This window comes from Pseudomonas sp. Emmai (genome assembly GCF_055179735.1).
The window spans coordinates 2573179-2591167 of the sequence record NZ_CM143685.1; the positions used below are offsets into that span (position 1 = coordinate 2573179).

Sequence of the window (17989 nt, forward strand, 5' to 3'; positions counted from 1 at the left end):
GGAGTGCGCTGTGCTTGCGATCCGAAAGGTAGTTCGCTGACTTTTCCTTTCCGGTTACAGCCACCACAAAATATTTTTCAAAAACTTTTCATAAGCCGCAAACGAGACCGATTGTTGCCTTATGTCCTTGAGCGCAAGCATCATCCATTGCCCGTCATCAGCACTGGCGTCGTATAAGTACAAAAAATATTTTCACCCTTCGTGTAACCAGGGCGGACGATGGAACGAACTACACATAACGACGCGTTACGTAGCCGAGAGAGACATCTCCAGGCGCTGTTTCTTGCAGGTTTGGAAGGAGATGAACGGGCTTATCGCACCTTTCTATCGACGTTAAGTGGTCATGTACGCGGCTTTTTGCGAACTAGGCTTCAGCGGCAACCCAGTGAAGTCGAGGACTTGCTGCAAGAGGTGCTGTTGGCCGTGCATAACGGTCGCCAGACGTATCGGGTGGATCAGCCACTGACGGCGTGGGTTTTTGCCATCACCCGCTACAAGCTCACAGACTTTTTCCGAGGACGGTCGCGCCATGAGGTCTTCAACGACACCCTGGACGACTCGGCGGAACTGTTTGCCGAGCCTCTCCTTGAACCGGCGCAGGCCAGTCGCGACCTGGGCAAGTTGCTTGAGCAATTACCTGAGCGTCAGCGCCTGCCGATCATGCACGTGAAGCTTGAAGGATTGTCCGTCACCGAAACTGCGCAAATGACAGGGTTGTCGGAGTCAGCCGTTAAGATCGGCGTACATCGCGGGCTTAAAGCGCTGGCGCTGAAGATTAGAGGTACATTATGAAAACTGATGATTTTATTGGCATGCTCGCTTCCGGGGTCACCCCGGTCGACCGGCATGCACTTACCAAGCGCTTCAGTGTCGCGGTGCTGGCGGGGCTGGTGGTTGCCACTTTGCTGGTGACGATCATATTGGGCGTTCGTCCAGACCTGGCCACTGTGGCAGCAACGCCGATTTTCTGGGCGAAGATCGCCTTTCCGCTGTGCCTGATGATCGGCACTTTGAGCGTGGTGACGCGACTGGCAAGACCTGGAGTAACTCCGGGCTCCGGAGAATTTTTGATCGGTACAGCGGTGGCAGCGGTGTGGGCCGGTACCCTGTATGTCCTTGTGACCGCAGCTCCCGATACGCGCGTCGCGATCATTCTGGGTAAGACTTGGCGGGTATGCGCAATGAACATTACCTTGCTCTCGATTCCAGGATTCATCGCTGTTTTTTGGGCCTTACGCGGGTTGGCTCCGACGCGACTGACGCTGGCAGGTGCCTGTGGTGGACTGTTGGCAGGTGCGATGGCTACGATCGCCTATTGTCTGCATTGCCCTGAAATAGAGGTTCCATTTTGGGGGGCTTGGTACATGTTGGGCATGCTAGTTCCGACCGCTATAGGCGCGTTACTAGGACAGCGGTGGCTTCGTTGGTAGCAATTAATAGTCGATAATGCATCGGTTGCTCTTCATGGCGTTTCGCTTCAGGCGCGAAAGATGTATTTGCCGAACGCTTTCTTCATACATTCGTCCGTTGCTGCCTTCGCGCATATCCAATGGCGCAGGGCCGGTTTTGACCGTATTGGTTCAACATCGTGTCAAGGATATAGCTGTGTTTCTAGCGACGGATCAGTGACAAATTAGTGGCTTTACATTGACTTGACCGAAACCAATTCCACGTATCGATATTTTTTCCTGGCTGCTTTAACAGCTTCTTGCTCTGCCAGGAGTGTACTCAGGGTATCTGCCTCGTGGATCAATTCGTGTGTTTTGCCTTCAAACTCGTTGCCGACGCGCAGAGTCACTTTCAAGCGAGGCGTGAATGTCTTCGCGACCTTCTTTTTCTGCGGCGGTATTGCCGGTTGAGCTGGCGCGATCTCCGGCGTAGGAGCTTGTACCGGAGTGACACTCACCTGTTCTTCTGGTGCGGGGCTGCCGAAGAGCGCTCGGCGCATCTCTTCTTCAGTCAATTCTGGGTTCATGTGATTCTCGTGGGGGATGTGTAGCTGGCCTAATACTAACAGTCGAGGAGGCCGTTACCAATTTGCCGAAATAGCAGCTGAGGCAAGGCATGCGCCTACGCTCCCATTGAAGGAGCCTTGCCGATTTCGTTGAGCACTACATGGTAGGCGACGCTGCTCGAAACTCAACTGTGAGGTGGCTAACTTCGTGAACAGCCTTCAACCGATCACGGATGCTATCCGCATTCGTTGTAGGGCCACCAAGAACACTGACAATGGCAGCGTGGGCTTCTGGGCCAACACGCCACACGTGTAGGTCGGTAATCTTGGCGTCACCAGGTTGCTCAACCAGTTCGCGGATTTCTTCAGCAACGTGATCATCAGTTTGGTCGAGTAGAACACCGGCAGTCGCGCCCATCAAAGTCCAAGCCCATCGTGCAATCACAATGGCGCCGACGATACCCATCGCTGGATCAAGCCAGACCCATCCGAGATAGCGCCCAGCGAGCAGGGCGGCAATTGCAAGAACGGATGTCAAGGCATCTGCAATCACGTGGATGTACGCAGATCTGAGGTTGTTATCGCTGCCGTGAGGGCTATGGTCGTGCTCGTGATGATCGTGGCCATGGCCATGGCTGTGACCGTGACCGAGCAGTAGAGCGCTCACTATGTTGACCGCGAGGCCAACGATGGCGATCAGCGTTGCCGTCCCGAACTGGACTTCAGTCGGCTGGAGCAGTCGAATGACGGACTCAACCCCGATTCCCAGAGCTACAAGCCCCAGAATGAGCGCTGACGCAAAGCCGCCCAGGTCTCCAACTTTACCGGTGCCGAAGCTGAAGCGGGAGCTGGATGCGTTGCGCTTGGCATACGCATAGGCCGCAAATGCGATTCCCAACGCACCGGCGTGGGTTGCCATATGGAAACCGTCCGCGAGTAGCGCCATCGATCCTGTGAAGTACCCAGCGGCAATCTCACCGACCATCATCACAACGGTAAGTATCACCACCCAAAGGGTGCGCTTTGCATTCTCATCGTGTGCCGACCCGAGAAATACGTGCTCGTGGGTGAAGCCGGTGGTGCTGGTCATGGAATTCAAGCCTGCGTTCATCACTTGGAATAACGTCGAATGGCTTCGAGAAGCTCTTCGACGCCCTTGGCGCGCTCTTCATCGCTCAGCGCAGGATTGGCAACATGCTCCCTGGCGTGATCTTCGATGATTTCGTCCATCAGGCCGTTGATGGCCCCGCGCGTGGCGGCCACAAGATGGAGCGTCTTGGCACAGTCGTGATCTGACTCAAGAGCCCGTTCAACCGCTTGGATCTGACCAGCGATGCGCTTCACTCGCTTGAGCAGATCGTCTTTATTTGATGCTACATGACCCATAGGATACCCCCCTTACCTATACAAATAATTACATACCGCCCCCCCCTTATGCAAGGTTGGTTCGGCGATGATCACTTGATTCGGACTTCTGACGTGATCAGAGTTTGACGCGATGGACGCTTTTGGATGCTGACCAGCCGTGACCTCTCGGCACGCACCTGCTATTTTTCAGCGTGGCAATAGGCGTGCGAGCCTGCGCGAATTTTTGCGACTTTCGCAAGGCCAGCACCAAGGGTGTTGCAGTAATGGCCGTGTGCCGTTCGTGAGGATCTCTGCACAACTTCAAGGTGGTGTCATGATCGTCAAGGCAGGCGAAGTTATGCATAACCTCGGATATTGTTTTGAAGGGTGCGCTCACGCCGGGCCATTTGTGGCAACGCAGGACTTTGACCTCGATTCATTAGTTGCATAGGTAATGAACCCGCTGACCGAGAGATGTGAGGCGTCCAGCGTATTATCGCAAATACCTGGGATGCTTTTCGAAAGCGGATTCATCACCAAGATCCCTTGTCGCAAGATCTACTTAGGAGTGATGGGCGAGGTCGACATTCGCGAAGAGAAGGAATATCTCTGATGACGACGGTTCAAGCATCTGACTAAAGCGACTCAGGATTATCAGACGCAAGCAGGGTTGGTTAAACGTTGATGACTTCAGCGGCTAATGCCGCTCTGGTCATGAGCAGTGTCGTGAACAAAGCGTTACGCAGACCGATATTCATGCGAGTAACGTTTACTGACAGCAGCAACCGCCGCCGTTCCCGCCACAGCCCGAGGTTTTCTTACTCGCTACGCTTTCCACTGTCGACATCTGTGCTGGATAGCCCGCGTTCTCAAGGGCTGCAAGCAGCGCATGGCTGTCCGAATCGCCGCTGACCTTCACCCGTCCGGCTTGTAGATCCACTGTTACGTCCCTGACTCCTTCAAGTGGGCGCAGCGCTTCGGTGACATGTTTGACACATGAACCACAGCTCATGCCTTGGACTTGCAGTTCAACAGTTTTCATTGGTGACTCCTCACAATAAAGTTGATCATGGAAAGACTGACGCATGAGGCTTTTCTGCGGCGTTGGCTTATCCTCAACCTTGCCGCCATGGCAAGGTCAAGCGGTCGTTTTCACTCAATCAATGGAAGCCTGGCGCAGACGCAAGGCGTTGAATACCACCGACGCCGAGCTCACGCTCATGGCCAGTGCGGCAATGAGCGGTGACAGAAGGTGACCGGTAAGTGGATAGAACAAGCCGGCAGCCAGTGGGATGCCCATGGCGTTGTAAAGGAAGGCGAAGGTCAGGTTCTGGTGCATATTTCTCACCGTTGCTACTGACAGGCTGCGAGCACGCAGGATACCGAGCAGATCGCCTTTGACCAGGGTGACCTGGGCGCTGTTCATCGCCACGTCAGTGCCAGTGCCCATGGCGATTCCTACGTCAGCGCGAGCCAATGCGGGTGCATCATTAATACCGTCGCCGGCCATCGCCACGCGGTGTCCGGCTTGTTGCAGAGATGCCACCAGACGTTCTTTATCTTGCGGTTTAACCTCGCCATGCACCTCCTCGATGCCCAACTGGCGAGCTACCGAGCGAGCAGTCGTAAGGCCGTCGCCAGTGGCCATGATGACCTTGACGCCATCCGCCTGCAGACGCTCGACGGCCAGCTTCGTGGTGGGTTTGATGGGGTCGGCAACAGCCAGCAAACCCGCCAGGGCGCCATTGACTGCCAGGTACATGATGCTCGTACCGTCGCCGCGTAGCTTCTCGGCATGTACTTGCAAGCTCTCGGTGGAAACGCCGGCCTCCTGCATCAACGCGGTATTGCCTAGCATCAGGCGACGACCCTCGACCTGACCGCTTACACCAATACCTGAGGCTGACTCGAAGGTTTCAGGTGTCATCAGTTTTAGCCCTGCGGCACGAGCCTGTTCGACGATGGCGTGGGCCAATGGATGCTCACTGCCCTGATCGAGACTTGCGGCCAGGCGCAACACTTCATCCTGAGTAAATCCGGGTACGGCCTCGACGCTATGGAACGCTGGTCGACCTTCAGTGAGGGTGCCGGTTTTGTCGACTATCAAGATGTCTATCTTGCGCAGGTTTTCGATGGCGGCGGCATCGCGAAACAATACGCCGCTGCCAGCAGCCTTGCCGGTGGCAACCATGACTGACATCGGTGTCGCTAGGCCAAGGGCACAGGGACAGGCGATGATCATGACCGCGACAGCGTTGATCAGTCCGAACACCCAACTTGGCTCGGGCCCCCACAGCCCCCAGCCGAGTAGAGTCAGCGCGGCGATAGCAATCACAACGATCACGAAGTAACTGGCAATCACGTCTGCCAGCCGTTGCATCGGCGCTTTTGAGCGCTGTGCCTGCACAACCATCTGCACAATCTGTGCGAGCAGGGTCGCCGACCCTATCTTCTGCGCCTGCATCACCAGACTGCCGTGAATGTTGAGGGTGGCTCCGATCAGCGCGTCGCCGGCCCTTTTCATTATCGGTATTGGCTCGCCGGTGAGCATCGACTCATCTACAGCGCTTTCGCCTTGCAACACCTGGCCGTCGACAGGCACTTTTTCGCCCGGACGCACACGTAATGTGTCGCCGCTGTGTACGTGTGTCAGTGGGATGTCTTCTTCCGTGCCGTCGGCATTGATTCGACGGGCAGTTTTTGGGGCCAGTCCAAGCAGCGACTTGATGGCAGCCGAGGTTTGCGAGCGAGCCTTAAGCTCAAGCATCTGGCCGAGAAGGGTCAGTGAGATGATCACAGCCGCCGCTTCGAAGTACACACCGATGCGGCCCTCCATCATGAAGTTGTTGGGGAATACATCGGGGGTCAGGGTGGCCACGACGCTGTAAAGGAAAGCCGCCGCCGTGCCGAGGCCGATTAGCGTCCACATGTTCGGACTTCGCTGAATAACCGAGCGCACGCCGCGCACATAAAACGGCCAGCCAGCCCAAAGCACCACGGGTGTGGCCAGTCCCAGCTCGATCCAGTTTTGCGTGGGGCCGTGAAACAGCACCAAGGCATGGCCGCCCATGGCGAGCACGGTTACGATCACCGTCAGTGGCAATGTCCACCAGAAGCGCCGGGTGAAGTCCTTGAGTTCTAAGTTCTCTTCTTCCTCCAATTCGGGAATCACCGGCTCTAAGGTCATGCCGCACTTAGGGCAGACGCCGGGGCCGATCTGGCGAATTTCCGGATGCATGGGACATGTGTATTCAGCGGTACCCGTTAACGGTTCTGCTGTTGTCTGAGGGATTTGTTCGATTTTCAGTTGAGATATTCGATAACGCTCGGGCGCTGCCCTGAAGGTCGTTTGGCATTTCTGGCTGCAGAACCGGTAGTTTTCCCCCTCATATTCCGTGCTGAACTGGCTGTCGTTGCTGACGGTCATGCCACATACCGGGTCATGGGAGCCGGTGGGTTGGGGTTCAGAGTTCTGTATTGGGCCGTGCTTTTGACGAACCTCAGGGGTGTGCATGAGCTAACTCCTGTTCGCATCCTTGGTTGAGACTGAGGTTTCGCCGTGATGATTGTGACCACCGTGGTGGTGCCCGAAAAAATGCATCAGCGGGCACAACAGCAAAATCATGTAAGGCAGTAAGCCCAGCATATGGCCGTAGTGTTCTCTTGCTAGATAGAACAGCACGATCACCAGCAGCATGCCCAGCGCTATACCGGGTTTACTCCTCCAAAATGTTGCAGAGGTGTTAGCGGAATGTGATGAATTCATCATGGTTTTGTACTCCTGAGGGAGTGCTGTTTAGTGATACGTCGTATAGGTGTAACGGGCGGCAGTTTTACCCTTGGCATATTGGTTAAGGTAAAACCGTCGCTGCATTGCCTACAGGCTTGTGCGCGTCACTTGCTCATCGGCATGTTCATCATGCTCGATTGCTGATCCATCATTTTCATCATCATGTTCATCATTCCCATCTCCATGCTGTCTTTGTTGCCGTCCATGCCCATGCCCATGCCCTTGCCATGACAGTTCTTATGCATCATGGCCATGCTGTCCTTCATCGTCTTCATGCTCTCCTGCATGGCGGCGTGTCGCTCGGCAGGGGTCTTGGCGGCGGCTGCCTTGTCGTGTGCAGCCTGCATTTTTTGCATTTGCTCGGTCATGACATTGTTTTGCATCGGCGTAGCTGCTTCGCTTGTCTTGGCGGGCGCAGTCTGCCCCTCCGGGTGATGCTCATCGACTGCCGAGGCGATAAGTGGGCTGCTCACGAGCAGGGTGGCGAGGATAAATTTCAATGTGGCATGCATGGCAATCTCCAAAGGGTCAGGACAACTCAGGTAATACCAAGCCGCGCCAGGTTGACGCAGTCAGACAGTGCGCCGAAGGTCGGATTAATCGTTGAAACGGACGAAAATCAGGCGGGCAGGAGGTCTGGCCGGTACAGGGCGCCGTAATGCAAGAAAGGCAAAAGCGGAGGGATTGGCGGGATACAAAATCAGCAACGCTGGGATAAGGAGTAGAAACGTCCAACTGAACAGGTCAAATATATGAAGATGGAGCGAAGGACTTACAGCTATTGCCGCATCGGCGCAGTGCTGAAGGCAACCGAGGGCATGGGCGTCGTGGCTATCGTGATCTTGCGCGGTGATCAGCGAGACATGAGTTGTAGCCGGATTGTGGCTGGGCTGTGCCAGACATCCCTGGGTCGCTGCCAGGCCAAACGCTAACACCCACAGCACGATGGCGAGGCGTATGAACGTTGGTTGACGATGGCGAAACCAGAACATGGAGAATCTCCGGTACTGATTAGCGGATTTTGATTTTTCAACATACGCCACATTGAAGTGCCACGGTTGATCTACATCAATTTATGCATCCGGCTGTCGGTTCTGTGGTGCGGTCAAATTTTATGACGCCCGTCGATCTTTCAGATGTTGAGTTTCTCCGCGTGCTGTCAAAAGTGTAATCACCGGCTAAGCGTGCTGACAGGTGCGTCCCCTCATCATCCTCATCGAGCTGACGCTCAAACTCTCTGGTTTCATCGAGAGTCAATTCCTTGAAGGAGATGCACTATGAAAGCTACCAACGTTGTGATTCTTACACTCAGTTTGGCTATATCGTCCCTGGCCTTTGCCGAAGGTGGCGGCGACCGTTCGGTTGAGCGCATGGAACGAGCTCGCGAGATGGCAATGGCCACCACCAAACCCGTCCCACAAGCGCAAGAGGATATTGCACAGGAAAAGCCCACGGCTGAAGAGCAGAAGCATCAATGCTGAGCCGCCCAGCTTACGCAAATGTAATCACCCCGTTTGCTGGCTTATGGCATCTTCCAATGTATGAAGCGCACTAGCTGTCCAAAGCGTGAACCCTCGGGAACACGCCAACGTTCGTGCACCTGACATCCGACTGACGGGACATGAATCGGTATGCATTCCAAAACTTCTCGGCGCACCTTTGTGAAGGGTCTCACCGCAGGCGGGATTCTCGGTGGCTTAGGCCTCTGGCATACCCCTATTTGGGCGGCCCGTAGCTTGGGCGAGACTAATGTCCTGTCAGGTACAGAGTTCGACCTCTTTATTGGAGAGACACCGGTAAATATCACTGGGAATGCCCGGACTGCCATGACAATCAATGGCGGGATTCCGGGGCCTCAGCTGCGTTGGCGGGAGGGCGATACCGTGACCTTGCGGGTCAAGAACCGCCTCAAGGATATGACATCAATCCACTGGCACGGGATTATCCTCCCCGCGAATATGGACGGTGTGCCGGGCCTTAGCTTCCATGGGATCGAGCCTAACGGCACATATGTCTATCAATTCAAGGTCAAGCAAAACGGAACGTACTGGTATCACAGTCACTCCGGTTTCCAAGAACAGGTAGGTGTATACGGCCCACTGGTCATCGATGCCAAAGAGCCGGAGCCTTTTGAGTATGACCGCGACCTTGTGGTGATGCTTACCGATTGGACGGACGAAGAGCCGGCTTCGCTGATGAAAACACTGAAGAAACAGTCTGATTACTACAACACCCACAAGCGCACAGTCAGTGATTTTATCCATGACGTAGCTGACAAAGGTTGGTCAGCCACCGTCGCTGACCGCAAGATGTGGGCCGAAATGAAGATGAATCCCACTGACATTGCAGACGTCAGTGGCGCGACGTACACCTACTTGATGAACGGCCACGCGCCCAACTCCAACTGGACGGGCACCTTCAAACCTGGCGAAAAGCTTAGGTTGAGGTTCATCAATGGCTCAGCCATGAGCTACTTTGATGTCCGTATTCCGGGTTTGAAGATGACTGTTGTGGCTGCCGATGGCCAGTATGTTAAGCCGGTGAGCGTAGACGAGTTCAGAATCGCCACTGCCGAGACCTTCGATGTAATTGTCGAACCAACTCAGGACGTCTACACACTGTTTGCGCAGTCGATGGATAGGTCGGGGTACGCCAGAGGCACCTTGGCCGTCCGGTCTTGCTTGACCGCTCCAGTACCTGAGCTTGACCCTCGTCCTCTCGTCACCATGGCCGACATGGGTATGGCCGGTATGGATCATGGCGCGATGGGCGATATGGCTGGAATGGATCACAGCAAGATGGCCGGCATGGGGGACAGCTCAATGGAGGGCATGTCAGGCATGGACGGCGGTGCCGTGGAAGGTATGAACCATGACGCTATGCAAGGCATGTCCAGCATGGACAACATGGCGGGAATGGATCACAGCAAAACGTCCATGGGCGGCATGAGTGGTATGGGAGAAATGCAGTCGCACCCAGCCACAGAATCCAACAATCCTCTCGTCGACATGCAGGCAATGTCGACGTCGCCAAAGCTTGATGATCCTGGGATGGGCCTTCGCGAGAATGGTCGAAAGGTGCTGACGTACTCTGACCTAAAGAGCACGTTTGAGGATCCAGATGGCCGTGAGCCAAGTCGAACTATCGAACTGCACTTGACCGGCCATATGGAGAAATTTTCCTGGTCTTTCAACGGCGTGAAGTTTTCAGACGCCGAGCCGTTAAAACTGAAGTATGGCGAGCGAGTCCGGATCGTTCTCGTCAACGACACAATGATGACTCATCCCATCCACTTGCATGGCATGTGGAGCGACCTTGAGGATGAAAACGGGCAATTCCTTGTCCGCAAACACACCATTGATATGCCGCCAGGGTCAAAGCGCAGCTACCGAGTGACAGCCGATGCGCTGGGACGCTGGGCCTATCATTGCCATCTCCTATACCACATGGAAATGGGGATGTTCCGCGAAGTGCGTGTAGAGGAATAAGGAGTCGACTTATGAGCAATTATTTTTGCGGGACTCGCATGCACTCAGCTGTATTTACTGTCGCTCTAACCGTTGGTTTTGTCTTGCCGGCAGCCGCCGAAACAAGCCAGGGTGCCGAAGACGGGCAGATGCAGGGTATGGATCACGGCAACATGGAAGGTATGGATCACAGCCAGATGCAGGGCATGGATCACAGCAAAATGGAGGGTATGCAGCCCGCCAAGCAACCACAAACCCAAAGCCGGACTCCGATACCGCCGCTAACCGATGCCGACAGAGCCGCAGTCTATAAGTCCCCAGGTGGTCACGCGGTTCATGACACAGCCCTCAACTCACTTTTTATATTTGAGAAATTGGAGTGGCAGGACGCCGACGATGGAAGCGCGCTGAACTGGGAAGCCCAAGGCTGGATAGGAGGAGATGTTGATCGTCTTTGGTTGCGTTCCGAAGGCGAGCGCACTAACGGGAAGACTGAAAAAGCTGAGGTTCAAGCTTTATGGGGACACGCCATCAGCCCTTGGTGGGATCTAGTCGGCGGCGTTCGTCAAGACTTCAAACCAGGCGACCCTCAAACGTGGGCGGCTTTCGGTATCCAGGGCTTGGCGCTCTACAATTTCGAGGCCCAGGCTACTGCTTATTTGGGTGAAGGCGGCCAGACCGCAGCGCGGCTGGAAGGTGACTACGACATTCTTCTAACCAATAAGCTGATTTTGCAGCCAACGGCAGAATTTAATTTCTATGGCAAAAACGATCCCAAACGTGGAGTGGGTTCGGGGCTGTCCGAGAGTGAGATGGGTTTGCGGCTTCGGTACGAAATCCGTCCAGAGTTCGCACCTTACGTAGGTGTGACTTGGAATCGCTCTTATGGAAAAACCGCTGACTATGCCAGCGAGGAAGGCGAAGACCGCAGCGAAGCACGTCTAGTGCTTGGCGTCCGGGTTTGGTTCTAAATCCCAGTAAGCGGCACCAAATAATTACTTAACCTCATTACAACAGCTACGCGCTGTGAGGAGCCTTGCATGTCTGTATTTAAATCCTGTGTTGTGGCCGTCGCTCTTTCATCCAGCCTCCTGCTCAGTGCAGTTGCCCAGGCTCACCCTAAGCTGGTGTCTTCAACTCCAGCTGAAGGCGGGAACGGCCCAGCCCCCGCGAAGATTGAGCTGCACTTTTCTGAAAACCTGGTTACCCAGTTTTCCGGAGCCAAGTTGATTATGACCGACATGCCCGGCATGCCAAACTCTCCTATGGGTGTGAAAGCCAGCGTGGCCGGCAGTAACGACCCTAAAACCATGGTCTTGACCCCGACCTCTCCTCTCACAACTGGTACCTACAAAGTGGAATGGCGAGCGGTTTCGTCCGATACCCATCCGATTACTGGCAGCGTCACCTTCAAAGTGAAATAAGTATGAGCGACCCAATTAACGTGGCGCTGCGCCTCGCGCTGTATTTGGATCTGATGCTCCTCTTCGGTCTTGCCGTCTTTGGGCTATACAGCTTTCGGGGAAAAGAGCGTGTATCGGGAACGCTGTTGCATTTTGGGTCGCTACTACCTGGCACCGCTGTTGTAGGTATGCTTTTGTCCATAGCAGCTTTTGTAGTTATGACAAAAAATATGAGCGGCGCATCCGACTGGGCGGAGCTGCGACCTCACATGGAAATGATGCTGTACGAGACTGAGGTGGGCTGCAGCTGGGTGACACGCATGATCTCGCTAGCAGTGGTGATTTTTGCTGGAAGCCAGAACAGGCGATGGCCGACGGGCAGTCTCTGGGTCGCTACCATTGCGGGCAGCATTGCCTTAGCGACAATCCCATGGACAGGTCACGGGGCGATGGATGAAGGCGCCCTGCGATTCTGGCACTTTGCCGCTGATATTCTGCACCTACTTGCCGCTGGCGGATGGATCGGAGCTCTCGCGGCGTTTGGTCTGATGCTGAGTATTAGGGGGGCTAATTCGGAGCAACTGGTACGAGTGCTAACGCGAGCGCTCAGGGGATTCGAAACAGCGGGCGCATTCATTGTTGGTACGATCATAGTTACTGGCGTCGCTAATTATCTCTTCATTGTCGGGCCGACAGTAATTGAAGTCGTAACCAGCACCTATGGCGTCCTCCTACTCGTGAAGATCCTACTTTTCGTGGGCATGATCGGGCTAGCTACCCTCAATCGTTTCTACCTGAGCCCTTCACTAGAGCGATCTGTGGTGGCCGGTGATTTTTCTCTAGCGGCAACTGCTTTGAGAAAAAGTGTGGTGATCGAATCGACCTGTGCTGTTGTCATCGTTTGCTTGGTGGCGTGGCTGGGAACATTGAGCCCCTCAATCGAGATGGCTCAAGGGTGATCCTGGAGATAGATCCGAACGGCCCCAAGGGCGCTCAAATCTGGGCAACGACTATTGGCTGATGGTATAGTCAGCGACCACTTCTTGCGCACCTGCCTTGGTGAGCCCCAGGACTTGGTAAGGTTGATGATTCTGGCCGTAGTCCATACCAGGAGAACCTGCGTCCACGGGCATGCCTGGCACTGCAATTCCTGCGAGGTCTGAACGACCATTCAGCCTCTTGATTTCATCGGCTGGAATATGACCCTCTACAAATTTGCCGTCAATTACAGCCGTATGGCATGAAGCGAGTTCCTGTGGCACGCCCAGGTTCTGCTTGATAGCGCTCATATTACGTTCCACGTGGTCGACCACCTTGAATCCATTCAATTCAAGGTGCTTGACCCACTCCTTGCAGCACCCGCAGTTCGCATCACGATGTACATCAATTGTGAGTGGCTCAGCTGCCTGCACAACCCCACAAATCATCAATCCCACAGCAAGCGATAGCTTTCGTTTGAACATTCCATGCACCTCGTCACGTGTCATTGTGCGGTTGCTCTGCATGCCCTTGGTCGTGCGCCACGAGTAGCGCTTCCGCACCGCCAGCAAGGTAGGGTAAGCGCAAAAAACTCAGGTTCCCGATTACATTTTTGTAAGCCGCGTCTTCGCTGCCCCCGCTGAATTGCCCCCGAGCCTGTCGTGACTGCGTGCTTTTTGTTTGCTGTTGGGGCAATTACATTTGCGTAAGCTTCCGCACAGTCGTCAGATTGGTAGCACACTAGAACACCGCAAAACCGGAGCCCAAGCATGAAACTCTTGGTTGCAGAAGACGAACCCAAAATCGGAATGTACCTACAGCAAGGCCTCTTGGAAGCTGGCTTCAGTGTCGACCGGGTTGTGACGGGAACAGAGGCGTTACACCAGGCGCTAAATGAGGCCTACGATCTTCTAATCCTGGACGTAATGATGCCGGGCCTGGATGGCTGGGAGGTCATTCTATCTGTCCGCACAGCCGGGAGCTCGGTTCCTGTGCTGTTTCTGACTGCCAGGGACGGAGTTGATGACCGGGTGAAAGGCTTGGAGTTAGGTGCGGACGATTATCTAGTCAAACCCTTCGCATTTTCTGAATTGCTTGCCCGCGTCAGAAGCTTGCTTCGCCGTGGCGCCGCCGTACCCAACCAGACATCTATTAAGATCGGGGATCTGGAGGTCGATCTTCTAAAGCGACGGGCCTCGCGCTCAGGTCGACGCATTGACCTTACCGCCAAGGAATTTTCGCTGCTAGAGCTGCTGATGCGCCGTCGGGGAGAAGTCTTGCCGAAATCACTGATCGCATCGCAGGTTTGGGACATGAACTTCGACAGTGATACCAACGTGATCGAAGTCGCGATTCGTCGGCTCCGGGCCAAAATCGATGACGATTTCGACACCAAGATGATTCAGACCGCGAGGGGAATGGGGTACATGCTAGATGCTCCGGATACAGAATGAAGCGCGCATCTCTTACCCTCCGTTTAAGCATGATGTTTGTCTGTGCCGTGGTGGCCGTGTTGGTAGTAGCAGGCTTTACCTTTGATGGGTTCAGTCAGCATCATTTTAAGGCCATCGACCGTCAAGCGATGACGGAAAAGCTCGAATCCATTCGGCAAATAATGGATGGCGAAGCTGGCTCCGCAGACCCTTCTGAAGTTGTGTTGCAACTACAAGCACTCCTTGGTGCTCACCAGGAACTCTCAGCCTCAATTATCGCGATGGGCGGGAAGACGTTCTTCGCGACTTCAAATGCAGTTGGACATCCTTCTTCCTCCTCTGGTGACTCAAGGGAAGATATGTGGGAGTGGACAGCTGGAAGCCATATGTTCCGAGGCATGAAAGCCCAAGTTCATTTGGCGAATGAAGCTGAGCCAATGACCGCGTGGCTGAGTCTAGACATCACAAGTCATATGCATTTCGTTGAGACTCTGCGCTGGTGGTTAGTGATCGGGCTGGCGATTAGCGCCTTGGTCAGCGCAGGTTTAGGATGGTTGGTCGCGCTCAGCGGGCTGAAGCCGGTCGCACAAGTAACGAAAGTCGCGGCCTCGATGTCAGCCGGATCGCTGAAGGAGCGTATTCCGATGGATTCTGTGCCTCGCGAGCTTGAGCTCCTTGTCACTTCGTTCAACGCTATGCTGGCTCGCCTTGAAGAGTCATTTGCTCGGTTGTCTAACTTTTCAGCCGATATCGCGCACGAGCTGCGTACCCCTATCAGCAATCTGCGCACACATACCGAAGTCATCCTCACAAAGAAACGTGCACCAGAGGATTATGAAGAGAATCTCTATTCCAACCTGGAGGATCTGAACCGGCTTTCCAGCATTATTGACGGCATGCTTTTCTTAGCAAAGTCGGACAACGGCCTGGTTCTACCTGCCAAAGAGAAAATCGAGTTGTGTTCGGTCGTCGAAAAATTGTTCGAGTATTACCAGCTTCTGGCAGACGACACAGGGGTAAAGCTGCAGGTAGTCGGGCACGGCGCGGTGAATGGTGACAGGACGATGCTGGATCGGACGATCTCAAATTTGCTGTCCAATGCGCTCAGGTATACCCCACCTGACTGTACGATTTCCGTGAAAATCGAGCCCCTTGGCGACATGATCAGCTTGTCAGTGGAAAACCCCGGCGAGGAGATAGCGGTAGAGCATCTGCCCCGGCTGTTTGACCGTTTTTACCGAGTCGATCCCGCACGGAGAGAGAGCGCTACGAACCATGCGGGGTTAGGGTTGGCAATCGTCAAATCACTGGTTGACGCCCATGACGGCACCGTCGGATGTGTCTCCAGAGAAGGTCATACGACCTTTGTAATCCGCTTACCCGCGTGGCCTGCTGATCACGAGTGAAAGCAAGAGATCGCTTGTATGCCTTGCGCAATCTCCCATGCTGGCTGTTTCGACGTCACTGACAAGATATAGGTATGCCTGGCCCAGGCCACAAATATGGCGAGAACAAGCGTGAGTACCACCGTCGTTGTCAGCGTTCTGCTGAACATGGCGTTCGGGTTTCAACTTGTTTTATAGGGTTTTGTTACGTTTGACCTATCCCCCTGGGGGGGATAGGATGCCAGCGTAATTCTTTGGGGCCCGAGGCTCAAGTCATGAGTGAGCAAGAACACCAACATAGCCATCCGCACACCCACCAAAGTCACGAGGCGATCATCAAGCGCCTCAAGCGGGCTGATGGCCATTTACGCGGCATCATCACCATGATCGAAGAGGGTCGTGAATGCGTGGACATTGCTCAGCAGTTGCACGCTGTCGAAAAAGCGGTCTGCCAGGCGAAGCGCACGCTCATCCAGGATCACATCGATCACTGCCTTGAGGACACCGTTTCGGCGTTAGGTAATGGCGAGCGCGCACCGCTGGAAGCGTTCAAACAAATCACCAAGTACCTCTAGGTCTGAAATGCCCAACTTCGCTGAACTGCTACAACAAGGCGGGGCTCACGCCTGGCTGTATTTCCCGAGCGCTATTCTGCTCGGCGCCTTGCATGGCCTGGAACCGGGCCATTCAAAAACCATGATGGCGGCCTTCATCGTGGCCATTCGTGGTTCGGTAAAACAAGCCGTTTTGTTGGGCTTGGCCGCGACGCTGTCGCACACCGCTGTGGTGTGGTTGGTCGCCATCGGCGGCATGTACCTGGGCAAAGGACTGGATGCTCAAACCACTGAGCCGTACTTCCAGCTTGCGTCCTCTGCACTGATCATCGTGATTGCGCTGTGGATGCTGTGGCGTACCTGGCGCGGTGAGCAGATGTTCAAGTTCGAGCAAGGTGATGATCATCACCACGACGAGCATGACCATGGTCATCATGATGAGACCCACCGAATCGATACTGGCCATGGCCGTGTTGAGCTGTCGATCTTCGAAGAAGGCGTGTCACCGCATTGGCGCCTGAAGACATTGACCGGACACGCCTGGACAGCCTCAGATGTTCGCCTGATGACTACTCGTCCGGACGGCAGCACTCAATCGTTCTCTTTCGTCGAGCGCGAAGGCTTCCTGGAGTCGGCAGTCGATATCCCGGAGCCTCATGAGTTCAGTGCCCGCTTGAGTCTGGGCCATGCGGGTCATTCCCATGATTATGACCTGGAATACCTAGAGCATGATCACGGGCACACGCATTCCGAACTGGAAGGCCTGGAGTTGTCGATTGATGGCTATCAGGATGCGCACGAACGTGCACATGCCAATGATATCCGTAAACGCTTCACCAACCGCGAGGTGACCACGGGTCAGATCGTCATGTTCGGTCTGACGGGCGGTCTGATTCCTTGCCCTGCCGCAATCACTGTCCTGCTGCTCTGCCTTCAGGTTAAAGAAGTCGCGCTGGGAGGCATGCTCGTCCTGTGCTTCAGCATCGGATTGGCGCTCACCTTGGTGACTGTGGGTGCTGCTGCGGCCATTGGCGCTAAGCAGGCATCTAACCGCTGGCCATGGCTTGGCACCGTTGCTCGTCGTGCGCCGTACCTATCCAGCGTGTTGATCATTGGTGTTGGTCTGTACGTAGGGTTCCATGGCTGGATCGGCCTGAACGCATAAGGCGATGTCCGAGTGCCCTGCGGATCGACCACCGGGAGGATGTAAGCAGTGCCATTGATGGAAAAGATGTCGCGTTCGACGGACGCCAGGGCTTCACGACAGACATTGGAGTCAGGCAACAGATAGGCACCATCGCGCAAAACCGCGAAGGACAGCTAATGGATGAAATCAGTCATAGCCCCAATGCCTGCACCACTCTCGGGAACTAAGCACCATATGTAAGGAAGGTCACCCCACTTTTGGGGAATGCTCCGTGAAGCAATATGAATCTACCGTCCTGAAGTGGCCATTTCATCGCAAAGTCGTGGTGACCTACCAACTGGCTTGGTAATTGCTCTCATGCTTGTACTCAATATTCGTTGAGTAATCGAAAACCGGAGATTAGAGCCTTGTGGAAACGTCCTCTGCTTATCGGAGTTTCGCTTGGAATCGGGATCCTTACACTCGGTTTGGCTGTGAGTATTATCCTCATGCAATGGCAACTGAGATAACCCAGCCACGCAGCTGTGCAGA

20 protein-coding genes and 1 pseudogene are annotated in these 17989 nt (G+C 54.7%); 11 read left to right on the plus strand and 10 right to left on the minus strand.

The features are described 5' to 3' along the window. Window positions 1–219: 219 nt before the first annotated feature. Together ACY4LX_RS11670 and ACY4LX_RS11675 are read left to right on the plus strand one after the other, a co-directional pair. Window positions 220–792, plus strand: a complete 573-nt coding sequence (locus tag ACY4LX_RS11670) for a sigma-70 family RNA polymerase sigma factor (protein ID WP_463259961.1) — start codon at window positions 220–222, stop codon at window positions 790–792. After that, on the plus strand, window positions 789–1430 hold the full coding sequence (locus ACY4LX_RS11675; protein WP_463259962.1) for a DUF1109 domain-containing protein: 642 nt from the start codon (window positions 789–791) through the stop codon (window positions 1428–1430). The genes ACY4LX_RS11670 and ACY4LX_RS11675 overlap by 4 nt, the downstream gene beginning before the upstream one ends. Window positions 1431–1642: 212 nt before the next feature. Here the strand turns inward: ACY4LX_RS11675 and ACY4LX_RS11680 are convergent, their stop codons facing one another. The 8 genes from ACY4LX_RS11680 to ACY4LX_RS11715 all read right to left on the minus strand — a co-directional run bounded on the left by ACY4LX_RS11680 (window position 1643) and on the right by ACY4LX_RS11715 (window position 8083). Beyond that, window positions 1643–1975 carry a hypothetical protein gene (locus ACY4LX_RS11680; RefSeq protein ID WP_101209384.1) on the minus strand — a complete coding sequence of 111 codons (333 nt, stop codon included), beginning with the start codon at window positions 1973–1975 and terminating at the stop codon, window positions 1643–1645. A gap of 136 nt (window positions 1976–2111) precedes the next feature. Next, the gene (dmeF, locus tag ACY4LX_RS11685; RefSeq protein ID WP_463259963.1) at window positions 2112–3044 is read right to left on the minus strand and encodes a CDF family Co(II)/Ni(II) efflux transporter DmeF; all 933 of its coding nucleotides are present in this window, start codon (window positions 3042–3044) and stop codon (window positions 2112–2114) included. 20 nt (window positions 3045–3064) lie between these two features. Beyond that, on the minus strand, window positions 3065–3340 hold the full coding sequence (locus ACY4LX_RS11690) for a metal/formaldehyde-sensitive transcriptional repressor (RefSeq protein WP_101209382.1): 276 nt from the start codon (window positions 3338–3340) through the stop codon (window positions 3065–3067). A gap of 730 nt (window positions 3341–4070) precedes the next feature. Beyond that, window positions 4071–4343, minus strand: coding sequence for a heavy-metal-associated domain-containing protein (locus tag ACY4LX_RS11695; RefSeq protein WP_463259964.1), 273 nt, complete (start codon window positions 4341–4343; stop codon window positions 4071–4073). Between the two features lie 114 nt (window positions 4344–4457). Further along, the gene (locus tag ACY4LX_RS11700) at window positions 4458–6728 is read right to left on the minus strand and encodes a heavy metal translocating P-type ATPase (RefSeq protein WP_463259965.1); all 2271 of its coding nucleotides are present in this window, start codon (window positions 6726–6728) and stop codon (window positions 4458–4460) included. A gap of 90 nt (window positions 6729–6818) precedes the next feature. Next, a complete protein-coding gene (locus ACY4LX_RS11705) occupies window positions 6819–7070 on the minus strand; it encodes a DUF2933 domain-containing protein (protein WP_463259966.1) in 252 nt (83 codons plus the stop codon). Between the two features lie 125 nt (window positions 7071–7195). Next, on the minus strand, window positions 7196–7603 hold the full coding sequence (locus tag ACY4LX_RS11710) for a hypothetical protein (protein WP_463259967.1): 408 nt from the start codon (window positions 7601–7603) through the stop codon (window positions 7196–7198). Between the two features lie 84 nt (window positions 7604–7687). Further along, a complete protein-coding gene (locus tag ACY4LX_RS11715; RefSeq protein ID WP_463259968.1) occupies window positions 7688–8083 on the minus strand; it encodes a hypothetical protein in 396 nt (131 codons plus the stop codon). Between the two features lie 285 nt (window positions 8084–8368). Here ACY4LX_RS11715 and ACY4LX_RS11720 point away from each other — a divergent pair, with 285 nt between their 5' ends. The 5 genes from ACY4LX_RS11720 to copD all read left to right on the plus strand — a co-directional run bounded on the left by ACY4LX_RS11720 (window position 8369) and on the right by copD (window position 12920). Continuing rightward, the gene (locus tag ACY4LX_RS11720; RefSeq protein ID WP_463259969.1) at window positions 8369–8572 is read left to right on the plus strand and encodes a co-regulatory protein PtrA N-terminal domain-containing protein; all 204 of its coding nucleotides are present in this window, start codon (window positions 8369–8371) and stop codon (window positions 8570–8572) included. A gap of 150 nt (window positions 8573–8722) precedes the next feature. Continuing rightward, on the plus strand, window positions 8723–10579 hold the full coding sequence (locus ACY4LX_RS11725; RefSeq protein ID WP_463259970.1) for a copper resistance system multicopper oxidase: 1857 nt from the start codon (window positions 8723–8725) through the stop codon (window positions 10577–10579). 11 nt (window positions 10580–10590) lie between these two features. Then, the gene (locus ACY4LX_RS11730) at window positions 10591–11529 is read left to right on the plus strand and encodes a copper resistance protein B (protein ID WP_463259971.1); all 939 of its coding nucleotides are present in this window, start codon (window positions 10591–10593) and stop codon (window positions 11527–11529) included. A 69-nt stretch (window positions 11530–11598) separates the two neighbouring features. Further along, entirely contained in the window at window positions 11599–11982 is a 384-nt protein-coding gene (copC, locus tag ACY4LX_RS11735; RefSeq protein ID WP_463259972.1) for a copper homeostasis periplasmic binding protein CopC, read from the plus strand. A 2-nt stretch (window positions 11983–11984) separates the two neighbouring features. Further along, on the plus strand, window positions 11985–12920 hold the full coding sequence (gene copD, locus ACY4LX_RS11740; protein WP_463259973.1) for a copper homeostasis membrane protein CopD: 936 nt from the start codon (window positions 11985–11987) through the stop codon (window positions 12918–12920). 51 nt (window positions 12921–12971) lie between these two features. Here copD and ACY4LX_RS11745 read toward each other — a convergent pair whose 3' ends face one another. Further along, window positions 12972–13424, minus strand: coding sequence for a DUF411 domain-containing protein (locus ACY4LX_RS11745; protein ID WP_463260583.1), 453 nt, complete (start codon window positions 13422–13424; stop codon window positions 12972–12974). 285 nt (window positions 13425–13709) lie between these two features. Between ACY4LX_RS11745 and ACY4LX_RS11750 the strand changes: the two genes are divergently transcribed. From ACY4LX_RS11750 to ACY4LX_RS11765, 4 genes are all read left to right on the plus strand, one after another. Next, the gene (locus ACY4LX_RS11750; protein WP_463259974.1) at window positions 13710–14393 is read left to right on the plus strand and encodes a heavy metal response regulator transcription factor; all 684 of its coding nucleotides are present in this window, start codon (window positions 13710–13712) and stop codon (window positions 14391–14393) included. Continuing rightward, on the plus strand, window positions 14390–15778 hold the full coding sequence (locus ACY4LX_RS11755; RefSeq protein WP_288111163.1) for a heavy metal sensor histidine kinase: 1389 nt from the start codon (window positions 14390–14392) through the stop codon (window positions 15776–15778). Before ACY4LX_RS11750 ends, ACY4LX_RS11755 begins: the two co-directional genes overlap by 4 nt. Before the next feature lie 254 nt (window positions 15779–16032). Further along, a complete protein-coding gene (locus ACY4LX_RS11760) occupies window positions 16033–16332 on the plus strand; it encodes a metal-sensing transcriptional repressor (protein ID WP_101209371.1) in 300 nt (99 codons plus the stop codon). A 7-nt stretch (window positions 16333–16339) separates the two neighbouring features. Beyond that, a complete protein-coding gene (locus ACY4LX_RS11765; RefSeq protein WP_463259975.1) occupies window positions 16340–17476 on the plus strand; it encodes a nickel/cobalt efflux protein RcnA in 1137 nt (378 codons plus the stop codon). Between the two features lie 8 nt (window positions 17477–17484). Here the strand turns inward: ACY4LX_RS11765 and ACY4LX_RS11770 are convergent. Next, window positions 17485–17622 (minus strand): annotated as a pseudogene (locus ACY4LX_RS11770) (chromate resistance protein ChrB domain-containing protein); the annotation flags it as partial. Window positions 17623–17989 lie beyond the last annotated feature (367 nt).

Excerpts from the sequence above, each read along its gene's own strand:
- ACY4LX_RS11670 (WP_463259961.1), top strand. The coding sequence starts at position 220 with ATGGAACGAACTACACATAACGACGCGTTACGTAGCCGAGAGAGACAT.
- ACY4LX_RS11675 (WP_463259962.1), top strand. The coding sequence starts at position 789 with ATGAAAACTGATGATTTTATTGGCATGCTCGCTTCCGGGGTCACCCCG.
- ACY4LX_RS11680 (WP_101209384.1), bottom strand. The coding sequence starts at position 1,975 with ATGAACCCAGAATTGACTGAAGAAGAGATGCGCCGAGCGCTCTTCGGC.
- dmeF (WP_463259963.1), bottom strand. The coding sequence starts at position 3,044 with ATGACCAGCACCACCGGCTTCACCCACGAGCACGTATTTCTCGGGTCG.
- ACY4LX_RS11690 (WP_101209382.1), bottom strand. The coding sequence starts at position 3,340 with ATGGGTCATGTAGCATCAAATAAAGACGATCTGCTCAAGCGAGTGAAG.
- ACY4LX_RS11695 (WP_463259964.1), bottom strand. The coding sequence starts at position 4,343 with ATGAAAACTGTTGAACTGCAAGTCCAAGGCATGAGCTGTGGTTCATGT.
- ACY4LX_RS11700 (WP_463259965.1), bottom strand. The coding sequence starts at position 6,728 with ATGACCGTCAGCAACGACAGCCAGTTCAGCACGGAATATGAGGGGGAA.
- ACY4LX_RS11705 (WP_463259966.1), bottom strand. The coding sequence starts at position 7,070 with ATGATGAATTCATCACATTCCGCTAACACCTCTGCAACATTTTGGAGG.
- ACY4LX_RS11710 (WP_463259967.1), bottom strand. The coding sequence starts at position 7,603 with ATGCATGCCACATTGAAATTTATCCTCGCCACCCTGCTCGTGAGCAGC.
- ACY4LX_RS11715 (WP_463259968.1), bottom strand. The coding sequence starts at position 8,083 with ATGTTCTGGTTTCGCCATCGTCAACCAACGTTCATACGCCTCGCCATC.
- ACY4LX_RS11720 (WP_463259969.1), top strand. The coding sequence starts at position 8,369 with ATGAAAGCTACCAACGTTGTGATTCTTACACTCAGTTTGGCTATATCG.
- ACY4LX_RS11725 (WP_463259970.1), top strand. The coding sequence starts at position 8,723 with ATGCATTCCAAAACTTCTCGGCGCACCTTTGTGAAGGGTCTCACCGCA.
- ACY4LX_RS11730 (WP_463259971.1), top strand. The coding sequence starts at position 10,591 with ATGAGCAATTATTTTTGCGGGACTCGCATGCACTCAGCTGTATTTACT.
- copC (WP_463259972.1), top strand. The coding sequence starts at position 11,599 with ATGTCTGTATTTAAATCCTGTGTTGTGGCCGTCGCTCTTTCATCCAGC.
- copD (WP_463259973.1), top strand. The coding sequence starts at position 11,985 with ATGAGCGACCCAATTAACGTGGCGCTGCGCCTCGCGCTGTATTTGGAT.
- ACY4LX_RS11745 (WP_463260583.1), bottom strand. The coding sequence starts at position 13,424 with ATGTTCAAACGAAAGCTATCGCTTGCTGTGGGATTGATGATTTGTGGG.
- ACY4LX_RS11750 (WP_463259974.1), top strand. The coding sequence starts at position 13,710 with ATGAAACTCTTGGTTGCAGAAGACGAACCCAAAATCGGAATGTACCTA.
- ACY4LX_RS11755 (WP_288111163.1), top strand. The coding sequence starts at position 14,390 with ATGAAGCGCGCATCTCTTACCCTCCGTTTAAGCATGATGTTTGTCTGT.
- ACY4LX_RS11760 (WP_101209371.1), top strand. The coding sequence starts at position 16,033 with ATGAGTGAGCAAGAACACCAACATAGCCATCCGCACACCCACCAAAGT.
- ACY4LX_RS11765 (WP_463259975.1), top strand. The coding sequence starts at position 16,340 with ATGCCCAACTTCGCTGAACTGCTACAACAAGGCGGGGCTCACGCCTGG.